A 15,837-nucleotide genomic window follows, 5' to 3' on the forward strand; every position below is an offset into this window, starting at 1 on the left:
GTGTGTTTTTCCCGGGAAGCTTCAGTATTATTAAATAATAGCGGGTGGACCTCTTAATGTAGCTTGCGCTGCAAAGCGATAACAAAGACCGGCAGTGGGTTCAGCCGGATACATATTTGCCGGCACAGATACAATCGACCGAATGAACAACGCGGCCTCTAAAAAAGGCGTAGTACCTTCGATATTTATAAATCCGCAACTGTACTCAAAAGACCGGATGCTCTTCTCCTGTTTGCCTGCGCCGCTAAACAGCTGATCCTTATGATGTGTAAAGGCGTCGTGAAGATAAATTTTCGGGGTAATGCTGATCATGAATATCACCAGTAATACCCAACCCAGAAAACGCTGTATTTTGTTCCGTTTCTTCAATGCCTTTTTGAATCTTCGTTGCAAAAATAGCGCTCTATTCGTTCACATCAAAAAAAATGCGGTTTTTATTCAACCGTAATCTGGAATACGCTTTCGTCTTCCAATATTCCCTCCAGTACATCGCCGGTTACGACTTCTCCTACTCCTTCCGGTGTACCCGTGAAAATGATATCCCCAATATTGAGGGTAAAATATTTGGAAACGTGTGATAAAATAGATTCGAAATTGTGGATCATTTTTGAAGAATTGCCGTGTTGTACCAATTCTTCATTTTTATACAGCCCGAAATTAATGTTTTTGGTATTTTCGAAATCATTGACCGGTCTCCATTTACCGATCACAGCGGAATTATCCCAGGCCTTTGCCTTTTCCCAGGGCAACCCTTTCTTCTTTAGCTCGTTCTGCAGGTCTCGCGCTGTAAAATCGATTCCCAGTGTAATGGCATCATAGTATTGATTGGCGTATCTCCGGTTGATATACCGCCCGTTCTTGGATACCCGGATCACCAGTTCGCATTCGTAATGCAATTCATTGGTAAACTCGGGGTAATAAAATGGAAGGTGCGGTCTTAACAGTGCACTTTTCGGTTTTAAAAATACCACCGGTTCCTCCGGAACCTCATTTCCCAGTTCCCTGGCATGCGCCGCATAATTTCGCCCGATACAAATAATTTTCATAATACAGTAGGATTTATATCTGTCTTTACAACGTAAATTCTTTGCTATTTATTTCGTTCATTGCAGCTTCGATACCCTGAAATATGAATGTTTCAATGGCTGTTACCGCTTTCTCGATTTTCAGTTTTACCAGGGGTTCCTCCTCTTTTTTCCATTTCCCCAGCACAAACTCGGCCTGCATGCCTTTAGGAAACGTGTTACCAATTCCAAATCTCAATTTTGGGTACGCGGTAGTATTTAACAACGCCTGAATACTCCTCAATCCGTTATGTCCTCCGTCGCTACCTGCAGGCTTTATCCGCATTTTGGATAAAGGCAGTGCTAAATCATCCAACACCGTCAACGAACGTTCCAATGGAATCTTTTCTTTTTCCAGCCAAAATTTAAGCGCTTTTCCACTTAAATTCATGTAGGTAGTCGGACAAATACAAATACCGGTACGGCCTTTTATCTTTACTTCTGCCACATATGCCAGACGGTCGTTTCTAAATTCCCCGCCATGTTTGTGAACAAATGCAGCGATGATATCAAAACCAATATTATGCCGGGTATGCGCATATTCATTTCCGATGTTTCCTAAACCTGCTAATAAATATTTCATCCCGTTTATCAAAAATATTAAAAATAAAAAAACCTACATCAATTTGATGCAGGCTTTTTTACGCTTTGTTAAAAAAAGTTATTTTTTAGCTGCCGCTTCTTCCTGTTTCAGCTGTCTTGTCATTACGATAGAAGCGATAGGAATACGTGGAGAGTTCAGAATTTCCATGTTTTCAGCTTTTACGTCTTCTACACGGATATTGCCGTTCAGTTCCAGGTTATCGATCGGTACTTCAATCACTTCTTTCAGATCTTTCGGAAGGGTTTTCACTTTCAGCGATTTGATCTTAGACACAAAGCGTCCGCCATCTTTAACCCCTTTAGCGCTTCCGGTGAATTTCAGCGGAATTGTCGCAATCACTTTTTTGTCATCTGTCAGTTCCAGAAGATCTACGTGGATCAGTTGATCGGTAACCTTGTCAAACTGCAGATCTTTCAAAATGCATTTGTAGGTAGCGCCGTCCAGCTTTATTTCAGCCAGCTGAAAATTAGGTGTATACACCAGTCCTTTAAATGCTGCTGCCGGCGCACTGAAATTGATTTCTTTAGCACCCCCGTAAATTACAGCAGGCACAGCGTCCTGAGAGCGGATCTGGCGGGTGGCTCTTTTGCCAAATTCGGTCCTCAGTTGTCCTTCGATTGTAATTGTTTTCATTTATGATATTGTTTTAATTTACTATGGATTGGACGTTCTTAAATTGGAGTGTACAAACAAACTTGTAATACTCTTGTTTTCAAAAGCGTGTTTAATTGCAATTGCAAATAAATTGGCTACGGAAATCACCCGGATCTTGGGGGTTGTTCTCTGAAGCGGAATGGTGTTACACACCACCAGCTCATCCAGCACGCTGTTCTCAATATTTTCGTATGCGTTACCGCTCAAAATCGGGTGCGTGATCATGGCTCTTACACTCTTCGCTCCTTTTTCCATCAACAATCCCGCACTTTTGGCCAGCGTACCTCCTGTATCGCAGATGTCATCGATAATGACCACATTCCTGCCTTCCACATCTCCAATTACCCGCATGCTGGCAATTTCATTTGCCCGTTTCCGGTGCTTATCACAAATCACCATTTCAGCATTGAAATAGGAGGCAATTTCCCGGATCCGGTTTGTTGCTCCTACGTCGGGGGCTGCAAAGGTAAGGTTTTCCAGCTGTAATTGCTCTACATAAGGGATAAAAACTGCATGACTGTCCAGGTGATCCACCGGAATGTCGAAATATCCCTGGATTTGAGGAGCATGCAGGTCCATGGTAACAATCCTGTCAGCCCCGGCAGCCGTTAACATGTTGGCAACCAGCTTACTACCAATCGCCACCCGCGGGCGGTCCTTCCGGTCCTGACGGGCATACCCGTAATACGGCATTACCACGATCACTTTATAGGCCGATGCACGCTTAGCCGCATCGATCATTAAAAGCAACTCCATCAGGTTATCCGACGGCGCATAAGTACTTTGCACCAGGAATACATAATCACCACGAACGCTTTCTAAAAAATTTACATAAATCTCTCCATCACTAAAACGTTGCGTATGAATCTGTCCTAACTGACAGCCATACTTCTGGCATATTTCTTCTGCTAACTGGCGCGATGCCGTACCGGCAAAAATTTTGGCTGTATGCATATTTATAAGCGGAGACTCCATTTGTTACTAAATGAGCGGCGAAGATATTAATAACCGCAGCAAAATTCCAAGCAAAATCCGGTCATTAAAAAAAATTTTTTGAACACGAAACATTCTGTAACTTGTATAGATGAAAAACACCAACAGCATCCGGAACTGGGCGGAAGACGACCGTCCGCGTGAGAGACTGATTGCCCATGGAGCCAGTGCGCTCAGCAACTCCGAGTTGCTGGCAATCCTTATCAACAATGGCACCCGCGAACAGTCTGCCCTGGACCTGGCAAAAGAAATCCTCAAACTCGGCGACAACAACCTGAATGAACTCGGTAAGCAAAGCATCTCAACACTCATGAAAATAAAGGGTATCGGTGAAGCCAAAGCAGTAACCCTTAGTGCCGCGCTGGAACTGGGACGCAGAAGGCAATCCGGAGCATTGCCCCAACGCCCCATGATGAACACCAGCAAACAGATCGGGGAATACCTGAGAAGCCGGCTGAAGGACCTGATGCACGAAGTCTTTGCCGTTATATTTCTCAATCAGAACAATGCCGCCATCCATTTTGAAGTTGTTAGTGAAGGTGGCATTACAGGCACAGTGGCAGATCCGCGCATTATTCTGAGAAAAGCGCTGGAGAAAAATGCTGTGGGGATTATCCTTGCGCATAACCACCCTTCCGGTAATCTTTCGCCCAGCAAGGCAGATGAGTACCTTACCATTAAGATCCGCGAAGCCGCAAAGTTCCTCGATATCCGGGTAATGGATCATATTATTGTAAGCGATGAAGGTTATTACAGCTTTGCCGACGAAGGAATGTTTGGTTAAAAGCAACCGTATTTCCACATGCAGTTGAGCGGCTGGCACACTAACTTTTCCTGCCGCATACAGAAAACTAATAATTGTTCGTTTCTTATTACTTTCGCGGTTAATTCATAACCGTTTTTTATATGAGGCGAATATTCCTGGTTATTTCCATTCTCGCATTGATCATTACTTTTCTGCTTTCCTGGTACATCAGCAAAAACTGGTACGTTGTATTTGGGGCCCTGCTTATCTTTTCCTGTATGGGGTATTACGATATGTTACAAACCAAACATACCATCCGGAGGATTTACCCCATTTTTGGCCGCCTCCGTTACGTAATGGAAGAGCTGCGGCCCAAGATTTATCAATATTTTATCGAATCGGATATCGATGGAAGACCTATCAACCGCATTGACCGGTCTACCGTATACCAGCGCGCCAAACTGGATAACGATACCATGCCGTTTGGCACGCAACTGGATGTATATGCGCCCGGCTACGAATGGATCTGCCATTCCATTGCCCCTAAAAGCTTTAAAACCCTCGATCATAATCCGCGCGTGCTGTTCGGGAACAAGGATTGTAAGCAACCTTATAGCGGAAGCATTTTGAATATTTCTGCAATGAGTTATGGCTCGCTCAGCGCCAATGCAGTTGAAGCTATGAATGGCGGTGCCAAAATCGGCAACTTTGCGCATAACACCGGCGAAGGCGGCCTTAGCGACTTCCATCTTAAACAGGGAGGTGACATTATCTGGCAGATCGGTACAGGGTATTTTGGTTGCCGGGATGAGGAGGGCAATTTCGCGCCAGCGCTGTTTGCCGAAAAAGCCCGGATTCCAAATGTAAAGATGATCGAAATCAAGATCTCCCAGGGCGCCAAACCCGGGCATGGCGGCATTTTGCCGGCGGCTAAAAACACCCCGGAAATCGCCCGCATCCGGCATATCCAGCCAGGCACCACGGTAGAATCGCCCCCCTATCATACGGCTTTTAACTCGCCAAAGGAACTCATCTATTTTATAAAACAACTACGGGAACTTTCCGGGGGGAAACCGGTAGGGTTTAAATTATGCATTGGTCATAAAAGTGAATTCATTGCCATCTGCAAGGCCATGATCAGCCAGGACACCTATCCCGATTTTATTACGGTGGACGGCGGCGAAGGCGGCACCGGTGCAGCACCGCAGGAGTTTTCCAATTATGTAGGAGCCCCGCTGCTGGACGGGCTGGCCTTTGTAGATGATATCCTGCGGGGTTTGAACATCCGGCAGCATATAAAGATCATTGCATCGGGCAAGATCATGACGGGTTTTCATATTGCACGGGCTGCGGCACTGGGCGCCGATGCCTGTAACTGCGCCCGGGCGATGATGCTGGCTGTGGGCTGCATCCAGGCCTTGCAATGCAATACGAACCGCTGCCCTACTGGTGTGGCCACGCAGGATCCCAAACTAACAAAAGGCCTCGTTGTGGAAGACAAAAAACTGCGTGTGGCCAACTATCACAAGTATACCGTAAAAACATTTGTGGAAATGATGGGTGCAGCAGGGTTAAGCAAGATGCAGGATATTACCCGCTCGCATGTGTATCGCCGCATCAGTCTTACATCTATGTTCACTTTTGAGGAAATCTACCCTTCCATCCCTCCCGGCGCCCTCATCAAGGGAGCCATTCCGGAGAAGCATCAACACGATTTTGCGTACGCAGACGAAGATCATTGGGGATGGCCCAGTATCGGAAGCTGGAGCGAGGAAGGCACCAAGGATAAAGCCGCCGGTTAAAATGGCGATCCTTGCGGTTTAATATGAACCACGAAGACTCAAAGACATAAAAACACAAAGAGAAACCTAACCTTTGTGCGCTTCGTACCTTAGCGCCTTCGTGGCGAAAACCAGACCGCCGTGCCTTTGCCCTTTCACCGTTGCGTGAAAAAAAACATTAAGATCCTTTGTGTTACCACAGCGGTTTTACCAGCCTAATGGAATCCTCCGCTATTCTTATAGCGCCCTCGCGGATTCCCCGCCTTGCGGTTTACTATCCACTGCTAAAAGGTAAAATTCGTTAAATTGCTGATGCACTAATTCAATTTCATATCCGCAATGATACCCTCAATTTTGGCATCCAGCCGCTGATCCACGGCATCAAACTGATCCGCGCTTTCCAATTTTTCCTTTACGCTGAAATAAAATTTAATCTTTGGCTCGGTGCCGCTGGGCCGGGCAGAAACCAGGCTGCCATCTTCCAGAGCAAACTGCAATACATTGGATTTGGGGAGACGAATCTCAGTAACATCACCGGTATGAGGGTCCGTTGACTTACTGCTTTGATAATCCAGCACACGCACAACTTTAATGCCATTGATGGTTTTGGGAAGATGATTGCGGTAGTCCTGCATCATGGCTGCGATCTGCTGCTGACCATCCATTCCTTTTTTCGTAATGGAAATAAGCTTTTCTTTATAAAAACCAAACTTTATATAGAGCTCAATCAGTTTATCAAACAGGGTTTTGCCCTTGTTCTTTTCATAGGCCGCCATCTCGCAAAGCAGGGCCACCGCGCTTACGGCATCTTTATCCCGCACCTTATCGCCGATCATCAGGCCAAAGCTCTCTTCCCCGCCGGTGATATAATATTCTTTCCCCTCTTTTTCACGGATCATTTCGGCAATCCACTTAAAACCGGTCAATACCCGGTAACAGTGAACTCCGTAACCGGCAGCCAGGTCATCTACCATACCAGTGGTTACAATAGTAGTAATAATCATATCATTGGGCCGGGCGATCCCTTTCTCCTTCCGTGCTTCCAGCAGGTAGTTAAATGCCAGTACCGCTGTTTGATTCCCGTTCATCAGCACCCAATCGCCATGGTTATTCTTAATACCAATACCCACGCGGTCGGCATCCGGATCGGTGCCCAGTAATATATCCGCATCCAGTTCCTTTGCCTTTGCAAGACCAATGCTCATAGTTTCCTTCTCCTCAGGATTGGGATAAGCTACGGTAGGAAAGTTACCATCCGGCGTCTTTTGTTCCTCTACAATATGCACATTTTTAAACCCAAAGCGTTCCAGCACCTGGGGCACCAGGGTGATTCCGGTACCGTGTATGGGTGTGTACACAATCTTAAGATCGCTTTGTTTTTCGATCACCTCAGGAAATACACTCAATCCTTTCACCATTTCAATATACTGTTCATCGATTTCTTTCCCGATCAACGTAATATTGGCATCTCCCCCGCTCCATTGCACATCGTCAACCGAGGCGATCCCTTCCACTTCTTTGATCACATTTTTATCATGGGGAGGTACCAGCTGCCCTCCGTCATTCCAGTAGGCCTTATACCCGTTGTACTCTTTGGGGTTATGCGAGGCCGTGCATACCACACCGCCCTGACATTTCAGGGTACGGATCGCAAATGAAAGCTCCGGCGTTGGCCGCAGCGCTTCAAACAGGAATACTTTGATCCCATTGGCCGCAAAGACATGGGCGGTGGTTTCTGCAAAGAAACGACTGTTATTACGGCTGTCGTGGGCGATAGCCACACGCACTTCTTCACCCGGGTAAGATTGCAACAAGTAATTGGCATACCCCTGCGTAGCCATTCCTACCGTATATTTATTCATCCGGTTCGTGCCCACTCCCATAATCCCCCTGAGCCCGCCGGTTCCGAATTCCAGATTCTGATAAAATGCATCGGCCAGCTCCTTCGGATCCTCCTGCTGAAGCCTTTCTATGCTGTCCTTGGTATCCTGGTCATAATTGCCCTGCAACCATCGATCCACTTTCTGCTGAATTGCGCTATCCATATTTTCGAATCATTTTATTGAACTGAAGATAATTACTATTTTGATTTAAAATTTGAAATCAGCTTTTTTCCAAGAAAAATAATGGCGAAATCTTTGGGAATTGAATTTGGATGTATCTTCGTTTGCACTTAACCACAGATGGGTATTTAATTGCTTATGCCAAAATGCTTTTTTTGGTTATTGATCACAGGAATGTCAATAACACTTGCCTGTAACAAGGAAGAAGAAGTTTTATACGCGGAGGATGTTCCCCTGGCAATGGGGAACCACCATTATACGGAACTGCCGGATTATACGGTAGATATCGGAGACGTAAATGTTTCGACGGTAGCCAACGGGAATTATAGCGGGGTAACCGACCCGTTTTTTATCCGGAACATCTCCCGGCCCAATGATGGTTACTGTCATCCCGATATACAGTATTTCCCGGAGGGATTTAACGGTTACAAATACTGGATGGTATTTACGCCCTATTTTGGATCTGTGGGTATAACGCCGCATCATATAAGGTTTGAAAACCCGACGGTTGTAGTTTCCAATGATGGTCTGAACTGGGCGGAGCCGGCCGGCATCAAAAACCCGCTGGCACGCACGCCCTCTATCCAGGAAAGCTTTCTGGAAAATAAAAAAGGACACAAACAAGGTTTTTGGTCAGATGTGGACTGGTTTTTTACCAATAATACGTTTTACCTCTATTACCGGGGCAGCTTTATTACCGCACAGGCCTTAAAAAAAAGAGGCGCTAAAAGCCAAAACAACAACGACAAGTTAAAACAAAGCGCACAAAGAACGATTGTCCGGCAAACTTCTGCAGACGGCGTGCACTGGACACCGTTGGAAGTAGTCTACTCCAGTAACCCGCCCTATACACCCAAGAATGACCACCTGCTGTCGCCTTCATTTATAAAGACCGGAAATACATTTCTCAGTTACGAAGTGGAGTTGAACCGTGGCGGAAAGGTTTTTACCGGAAATGAGCCTTCTTATGTGATTCAACGGACGTCAACCGATGGACTAAACTTTAGCATTTTCAAAAAGAGTAAGATCGTAAATTTTATAAATGCTCCCTGGAAAGATATTAATCCAAAATATGCCCCCTGGCATTTGCAGGCGACCTATATCGACGGCTTTTATTTCCTCTGCCTGGCAACGGGTGATGTAACGAAATACACCGCTGATGCATTGTTTCTTGCGTATTCCAAAGACGGAGTTAACTTTACAGTGCTACCACGTGCGATGGTAACACAAAATGCATACCGGTCGGCTGTGTTTCCCATGAAGAGCGATGATCAAAAAATTGAATTTGGAGCCATCGTTGGTTACAAAACAGGACAATTTAAATACCGGGAATTTTCACTTAAAAAAGCGGAGCTAAACAGTACCTTGAAATAGAAGGCTGCTTTTTCTACAGCGAACTGTTATTACAAATTAAGAACCAAAATCGACTCATCCCTGAATGACAACCAAGGCGGAAAATATAATGGTATCGGTCATTATGCCGGTGTATAATGTAGAAGCTTTTTTAGGCGCTGCCATCCAGAGTGTTCTCGACCAAAGCATTAAAGACCTGGAGCTAATTTTAGTGAATGATGGAAGTATCGATGGTTCGGTTTCGGTTTGTCACGCGTATCTGCAAAAAGATCCCCGGATACAGTTTATTAACCAGGAGAACAGCGGCGTTTCCATAGCACGGAACAACGGGCTGCTCCGTGCAACCGGATCCTATGTTTTCTTTATGGACTCGGATGACACGTTGGATCCGGAATTCTTTAAAACTTCGCTGGAAGCCGCTCGAAAAGACAACAGCGACATTACCGTCATCGGGACCTATTTTTGTAAATGGGGTCCGCTTTTTACAGCGTTGCCTACCTGTGCTCAATTGATTCGCATGGATTTTTTAAAGCAGCACTCTGAGCTCCGGTTTCCTCCCCATATTCAGCCCTGTGAAGATGGTCTATTCTCACATCAACTGCTTGCACTTACATCAAAAATCGGTTTAAATCCATGTGGCATTTATCATTACCGCCGGCATGTCCATCAAAATCATATCCGCATCAACAATAATTGTTGGACTGTTCTCCGGCAGATCCCTGTATGGCTACAGATTTTAGAGGATTTCTATACCCGCCATCAGCTGCTTCCCTCACATACCCTGCATCTGGCACGCTTTATCCAACATGAGCCGTTTGAGCTACGTTACCTGAGGATGCCATTTAACAAGGAGCAAAAAACTTATCTTCACTCCCTCATTATAACGTTCATGGACCGGATAGTGCTGCCCACGCTCACGACATCTGAAAAGAGACAACTAAGCAGGCCTTTCCGTTATTTTCTTGATTTACGAAATCCTGCCCGCTTCGACGCGTTCTACCGCTCCTATTGCATTCAAAAAAAAAGACGCCGCGGATTTTACCTGTTCCTCACGCGGTTTATTCCGTTTACACAATTGAGAAGAAAAACAAGAAAAGCAGTTGCCGAAAAGTATTAAGCCATGAAGATCCTGCTAATACAACATCAAGGGTTTATCAATGGACAAGGAGGAACTGAAAAGGTCTGCTCCTTTTTAGCTGATCATTTCGCCGGAGCCGGACATGCAGTGGAAATCGCCACTTGTGAAAACAGAACAGGGAAAGCGGTTTATGTACGCCATCCCCATGTAACGATCACTAATATCTATACACCGGATATTATCCAGAAACATCCGCGGCAGCTGTGGAACTATACCGGGAAGAACCCTTTGCTTTGGATATATTATAAGATCCGAAAAAAAAGAGACAAGCTATTTAACCACTTACTCTATAAGAAATTAAACGGAAAAGACGGGCTTTACCTGTTCAATCTCCAACAACGCGCCAGCGCCTGGAAACAATTTATTGATGCAAGGAAGCCGGATCTGATCATGACCATGTCATTAAGCTCGGTTTTGGAGATCACTTATAACAACACCTATGCGATTCCCATTGTGAACTCTACCAACGGCCGACCGGATTACGATTATACAGATCTGCTATGGTACCGTAGCTCTATCGACATGTATTACCTGAAGGCTGCTTATCGACACCTGGCCGTCATCCAGGTATTGTTCAGCAGCTACCGCTCGTTTATCCCGGAAACCTTCAAGGGGAAATGTTTTACTATTCCCAATCCCGTGCCTCAGATCAAAGAGGAAGAGCGGGCGGATCTCCAGGTATCAAAAAAACGTTATAAAATAGTAAGCATTGCCTCTCTGATCACCAGTTGCAAACAGCAGGATCTTTCTATTGAAATTTTTTCCGCCATCGCGCATATATACCCGGAATGGGATCTGTTTTTTTGGGGAACAGGGCCCGACGAAAAAGCGTTGCGCGATCTGATTAAAAAGAAGGGATTGCAAAACCGAATTTTTCTAGAGGGATTCACCAGTGCCCCTTTGGAAAAATTAAAACAGGCAGACATCTTTATTTTCCCCAGCAAATTTGAAGGATTTCCGCTGGCATTGACGGAAGCCATGGCTTCGGGTTTACCCTGCCTTGGGCTACGCAGTTGTTCGGGGGTTAACGAATTGATCCAACATGGCGAGAATGGCTTTTTAGCAACGGATCAAGCGGAACTACAGCAGCAATTGGAAATACTGATCAGCCAGCCGGAAACCCGGTCGCGAATGGGCACCAATGCACATTTATCCATGCAGTGCTATGCGCCGGAGACCGTCATTGAAAAATGGAACGCGCTGATCTGGGAGACACATCCGGGTTGATGTCCTTTACCGGCTTTCTCTTTCCTGGGGAAGTGCTCCCGGAGCTGCTGCTTCGCACAGACTGCGCTCCTCTTCTGCTGCCGGTACCGGTACTTGTTTTCCGCCGGATACGGTTTTAGCGGCTTTCCTATCCCGTTCTCTTTTTGCAAGATTGGTAAAGAACACACTGCCCAGAATGATCACCAGGCCGGCGAGTTGCAGGACTGTAAGATGGTCGCCATTGATGAGTACACCCAGCAATACCGCTACCAATGGATTCACATATGCATAGCTGCTTACCTGCGCCGCGCTGCGCACGCTTAGTAAAAATACATACGCGCTGTAGCCAATGATCGAGCCAAAGAAAATCAGATACAACAATGCGCCCCATCCTTCTGCCGGAATAGCCGACCAGTTTACCCGGGCAATACTGCCGTTGCTAAAGCCAATAATAAAAAACACCATTCCGGCAGAAAGGATCTGCCAGGCAGAATTGACAGAAGGTGAGATATGCTTTACTTTATATTTTGAATAGAGCGAGCCCAGCACCCACCCGATATTCCCGATAAAAATCGCCAGCAATGGTACCAGTCCCTGTTTACTGTCATCTCCCGTTATCTTTTCATAAAACAGCGCGATAACTCCGATCAATCCTATTGATACGCCCAGCAATGTATACCGGTTGGTAAAATTATCCGCCCAGTTTGGTTTATCAAATACGAGGAACCAGATCGGTGCCGACGCCAGGAAAATAGCAACGAAGGAGCTGTGCAGGTATTGTTCCGCCCAGATCACAGCACCATTCCCAACAAAAAGCATCAATATCCCGCTAACAACAGAATGCAGGATCACAGAGCGGTTCCAGATCTTCTCGCCCTTCAGGCCCACCCATGCCAGCATGAGGATACCCGCTGTAACAAAGCGCAATCCGCCCAGCAGCATGGGCGGAATAAATTTTACCGCACGCTCAATAAAAAAGTAGGTTGATCCCCAAATGAGGTATACCGCTGCAAATGCCAGCACCACCAGTAAAACGGAAGGCGCTTTTTTCTGAGTCATAAAATCAGTCGATTGAAATGTGAGAAGATTCTTTTACCGTTTCCAATACGATGGTAGTGCGCATGGAAATAATATTGGCTATTTTACTGAAACGCGAACGTTTGAGCTCCATCAACTCTGTAGGGCCGGAAACCCGCGCTTTGATAAGATAGCAGTCGTCCCCCGCAATATGATGCACCTCCATCACCTGCGGGATGGCCGCCAGTAACCGGGCAGATTTATCATCTGCAAAGCTATCCTTCGTTTTAATAAAAATAAACACCAACAGGTCCTTGCCGACCCACAGGGGGTCTACAATGGCGCTATACCCCTTTATGATTCCTTTTTCTTCTAGTTTCCGCACCCGTTCCAGTGTAGCCGAAGGCGCCATTTTCAGTTGTCCGGCCAGGGCCACATTGGTGATCCGGGCGTCCTCCTGCAAAAGTTTCAGGATGGCCAGGTCCGTTTCATCCAGGTTAATTTCTTTTACACGCATGCCTCAAATTTAACAATATTCTGAATAAAATCAAAAAACAGAATATTATTCTATACAACAGCATATATTCAGTTGATAGTTCACATAAAAAGGTTTACCATTTTAAGCGCTGTTTCCTGTTAAACCTTGCGGTCTGATCCCTTATTCTTTGTAAGTTTCTTTATTTTTGCATCCGCCTTTAAGGCGATAAATCAATCAATATGATCAAAAGATCCTTTTTCTCAGTACTGGTTATGGTTATGGCACTACTCTTATCCTGTAACGGAGATGATAAAACACCCGCACCAACGCCGGAAACGCCCGCCGCCAGTAATGTAAAAAACATTGGTATTGCTGTAATCAATACCTATCCACATGATACGGGTTCTTTTACCCAGGGACTGGTCATCTATAAAGGACAGCTTTATGAAGGAACAGGCGGATCGGATTATGCACCGGAAGGAAGAGCTTCCGAACTGCTGAAAGTAAACCTGCAGAACGGAAAAGCAGAAAAAACACTGGCCCTGGATAAAAAATATTTTGGTGAAGGGATCACCATTCTCAACGATACCCTGTACCAGCTCACCTGGAGGGAGAAAGTGGTATTTGTGTATACACTTCCCGATTTTAAAAAAGTAAAGGAGTTTCCGATCAATACCGAAGGCTGGGGCATTACAACAGATGGCAAGGAATTAATTGTTAGCGATGGCTCCAGCAACCTGTACTATTACAATCCCTCCACCTTCCAACTGCTGCGCACCCAATCGGTAACCGCAAACGGCGACTTCCTGGATTCGATCAATGAGCTGGAATTTATAGATGGCTTTGTTTATGCCAACCAGTGGAACCGGCCTTATATTTTCAAAATCGACCCCGCAAGCGGCCTGGCGGTTGGAAAGATTGATCTGAGCCCGATCTGGGACCGGCTGAAAAGCAGGGATTCCAAAAATGAAGAAAATGTCCCCAACGGCATTGCCTACGACCACGACATCAAAAAGATCTATATCACCGGCAAAAAATGGCCGGAGCTGTACGAAGTGCAGTTGGGGAATTAGCATTGTTTCACGCAGCGACGCAAGGAGGCAAAGAACGCGGCGGCATTTACAGCTTTCGCTTCTTTGAGTCTTCGAGGCTTTGTGGCAAAAGGGGATTTTACTTCATGCAACGATGCAGAGGAGCAAAGACGCAGCGGTGTTTACAGCTCAGTGCTTCTTTGAGTATGCATATTTTTTGGCAATCAATGATTTATTGCACGCAACGACGCGGGAATGCAAAGACGCAGCAGTTTATATGGGAATAAATTCCTATCCGGGTAACAGGAGGGCGGGGAGGCAGGTTTCGCTGCGGCATCAGATCATCTTTTACCCAAATGATTTGCGGCCCGGTTTTACATTTTATATTCAACGCTTTTCGGTTCTTTATTTTTCGCCGGCCTATCCTTCTTTCCTGATCACATAAATCATCGAACTGCACTCCTTTGTGTTGCGCGTGGCATTGATATTGGACGATAGCCCGTGCAGTCCCGCTCCTATGTACTGGGTTTTACCATATTTGTATTTGCTGCTGAGCAGGCTTACATAAAAACTATCGAACCACATGGGCAGCATTTTTTTGATGCGGAGCCCATGCCGTTCTGTAAGCACTTCCATCGCCTTTGGCGAAAAATGATACAAATGCCGGGGCACATCATACGCAGCCCAATACTGTTCATAAACATCTGCATCGCCACTGGTATAGTTTGGAACCGCGATCAGCAATACGCCGTCCGGTTTTAATATTTTCTTCAATTGCTCCATGTACGCATGCAGCTCGTGTACATGTTCCAGCACATGCCAAAGCGTAATGGCATCAAATTGTTCCCCGTTTAGCTGGTATAATTCGTGGGATGGTGCTATATCCAGGTGATAAAGCTGTTTGGCCATTTTACGGGCATCTGCATCCGGCTCGAGACCTGCAACCTCCCAGCCCCGGTTTTTCATGGTATTCAGAAATGTGCCGGTTCCGCAACCCAGGTCCAGTAAAAGGCCTTTACGCTTCTGTGCATACCGCTCCACAAGCGCTGCCTTCTGTTGCGTTGTTCGGGTGCGCACCATTTGGTACATCCGGCTTATAAATCCTTTACGGGTGTTGGAATGGGAAATATAGTCTTCCGACTTATAATAAGGCCCTATGGATAACTGATCCGGAACATCCTGGGTAAACCGGAGCGAACAGGAGCGGCATTCTTCAACCGGAAACACCTCTCCGCTCACGGTATAATCCTTTACTAAAAAAACCGGCCGGATCTGCGCACTACCGCAAACTGGGCAGGCTTGATAATGTATCGGAGGCATGTATTGGGTTTAAACGGCAAAACTGGTTCCGCAGCCACAGGTGCTGGAAGCATTGGGGTTCGAAAATGTGAATCCACGGTTATTCAGCCCCTCCGACCAGTCGACTTCCATACCCGCCAGGTATATTTCATGCGCCTTATTAATAATACAGGGAATGCCTTCAACCTCAAACTCCCGGTCATTGGTCTCTTTTTGATCAAATCCAAGCATATAACTCAGTCCGGAGCATCCTCCGCCTTTTACCCCTACCCGAAGGTACTGACTGGCGTCAAAATCAGGCGCCGCCATTAGTCTTTTTATTTCTTTTACAGCACCTTCTGTAAGCGTTACCGGTGCTGCTTCAACTATGCGATTTTCCATTTGGCAAAATTAATCATTTTATAGCCATTT

The 15,837-nt window shown here is 45.9% G+C and carries 16 protein-coding genes; 6 read left to right on the forward strand and 10 right to left on the reverse strand.

Annotated elements, in window-relative coordinates:
• Nucleotides 1-30: 30 nt before the first annotated feature.
• The 5 genes from LL912_RS07410 to LL912_RS07430 all read right to left on the reverse strand — a co-directional run bounded on the left by LL912_RS07410 (nt 31) and on the right by LL912_RS07430 (nt 3,276).
• Complete coding sequence (locus LL912_RS07410; RefSeq protein WP_235552944.1) at nt 31-393, reverse strand: hypothetical protein; 363 nt, start codon at nt 391-393, stop codon at nt 31-33.
• A gap of 41 nt (nt 394-434) precedes the next feature.
• Entirely contained in the window at nt 435-1,046 is a 612-nt protein-coding gene (locus LL912_RS07415; protein ID WP_235552945.1) for a fumarylacetoacetate hydrolase family protein, read from the reverse strand.
• 25 nt (nt 1,047-1,071) lie between these two features.
• Nucleotides 1,072-1,647 carry an aminoacyl-tRNA hydrolase gene (gene pth / locus LL912_RS07420; RefSeq protein WP_235552946.1) on the reverse strand — a complete coding sequence of 192 codons (576 nt, stop codon included), beginning with the start codon at nt 1,645-1,647 and terminating at the stop codon, nt 1,072-1,074.
• 78 nt (nt 1,648-1,725) lie between these two features.
• Entirely contained in the window at nt 1,726-2,301 is a 576-nt protein-coding gene (locus LL912_RS07425; protein ID WP_235552947.1) for a 50S ribosomal protein L25, read from the reverse strand.
• A 21-nt stretch (nt 2,302-2,322) separates the two neighbouring features.
• A complete protein-coding gene (locus LL912_RS07430) occupies nt 2,323-3,276 on the reverse strand; it encodes a ribose-phosphate diphosphokinase (protein ID WP_235552948.1) in 954 nt (317 codons plus the stop codon).
• Between the two features lie 130 nt (nt 3,277-3,406).
• Here LL912_RS07430 and radC point away from each other — a divergent pair, with 130 nt between their 5' ends.
• A complete protein-coding gene (radC, locus tag LL912_RS07435; RefSeq protein ID WP_235552949.1) occupies nt 3,407-4,099 on the forward strand; it encodes a RadC family protein in 693 nt (230 codons plus the stop codon).
• Between the two features lie 122 nt (nt 4,100-4,221).
• Nucleotides 4,222-5,862 carry an FMN-binding glutamate synthase family protein gene (locus LL912_RS07440; RefSeq protein ID WP_235552950.1) on the forward strand — a complete coding sequence of 547 codons (1,641 nt, stop codon included), beginning with the start codon at nt 4,222-4,224 and terminating at the stop codon, nt 5,860-5,862.
• 296 nt (nt 5,863-6,158) lie between these two features.
• Here the strand turns inward: LL912_RS07440 and LL912_RS07445 are convergent, their stop codons facing one another.
• Nucleotides 6,159-7,886 (reverse strand): phospho-sugar mutase, encoded by a 1,728-nt coding sequence (locus LL912_RS07445; protein ID WP_235552951.1) that lies wholly within the window; start codon nt 7,884-7,886, stop codon nt 6,159-6,161.
• A gap of 192 nt (nt 7,887-8,078) precedes the next feature.
• On the opposite strand from LL912_RS07445, the gene LL912_RS07450 reads away from it, so the two are divergent.
• The 3 genes from LL912_RS07450 (at nt 8,079) to LL912_RS07460 (ending at nt 11,622) form a co-directional block, all read left to right on the forward strand.
• Nucleotides 8,079-9,278 carry a hypothetical protein gene (locus LL912_RS07450; protein ID WP_235552952.1) on the forward strand — a complete coding sequence of 400 codons (1,200 nt, stop codon included), beginning with the start codon at nt 8,079-8,081 and terminating at the stop codon, nt 9,276-9,278.
• Nucleotides 9,279-9,342: 64 nt separating this feature from the next.
• Nucleotides 9,343-10,374: a glycosyltransferase family 2 protein gene (locus LL912_RS07455; RefSeq protein WP_235552953.1), complete on the forward strand. Its 1,032-nt coding sequence runs from the start codon at nt 9,343-9,345 to the stop codon at nt 10,372-10,374.
• A 3-nt stretch (nt 10,375-10,377) separates the two neighbouring features.
• Nucleotides 10,378-11,622 (forward strand): glycosyltransferase, encoded by a 1,245-nt coding sequence (locus LL912_RS07460; RefSeq protein ID WP_235552954.1) that lies wholly within the window; start codon nt 10,378-10,380, stop codon nt 11,620-11,622.
• Between the two features lie 6 nt (nt 11,623-11,628).
• Here the strand turns inward: LL912_RS07460 and LL912_RS07465 are convergent, their stop codons facing one another.
• Together LL912_RS07465 and LL912_RS07470 are read right to left on the reverse strand one after the other, a co-directional pair.
• Nucleotides 11,629-12,660, reverse strand: coding sequence for an EamA family transporter (locus LL912_RS07465; protein ID WP_235552955.1), 1,032 nt, complete (start codon nt 12,658-12,660; stop codon nt 11,629-11,631).
• Nucleotides 12,661-12,664: 4 nt separating this feature from the next.
• Nucleotides 12,665-13,135: an Lrp/AsnC family transcriptional regulator gene (locus LL912_RS07470; RefSeq protein ID WP_235552956.1), complete on the reverse strand. Its 471-nt coding sequence runs from the start codon at nt 13,133-13,135 to the stop codon at nt 12,665-12,667.
• 200 nt (nt 13,136-13,335) lie between these two features.
• Between LL912_RS07470 and LL912_RS07475 the strand changes: the two genes are divergently transcribed.
• Nucleotides 13,336-14,169: a glutaminyl-peptide cyclotransferase gene (locus LL912_RS07475; protein WP_235552957.1), complete on the forward strand. Its 834-nt coding sequence runs from the start codon at nt 13,336-13,338 to the stop codon at nt 14,167-14,169.
• 378 nt (nt 14,170-14,547) lie between these two features.
• Here the strand turns inward: LL912_RS07475 and LL912_RS07480 are convergent, their stop codons facing one another.
• Entirely contained in the window at nt 14,548-15,447 is a 900-nt protein-coding gene (locus LL912_RS07480; protein WP_235552958.1) for a class I SAM-dependent methyltransferase, read from the reverse strand.
• Between the two features lie 9 nt (nt 15,448-15,456).
• A complete protein-coding gene (locus LL912_RS07485) occupies nt 15,457-15,807 on the reverse strand; it encodes a HesB/IscA family protein (protein WP_235552959.1) in 351 nt (116 codons plus the stop codon).
• Nucleotides 15,808-15,837: the final 30 nt, after the last annotated feature.

Origin of the sequence: Niabella agricola, assembly GCF_021538615.1 — a bacterium.
GTDB lineage: Bacteria > Bacteroidota > Bacteroidia > Chitinophagales > Chitinophagaceae > Niabella > Niabella agricola.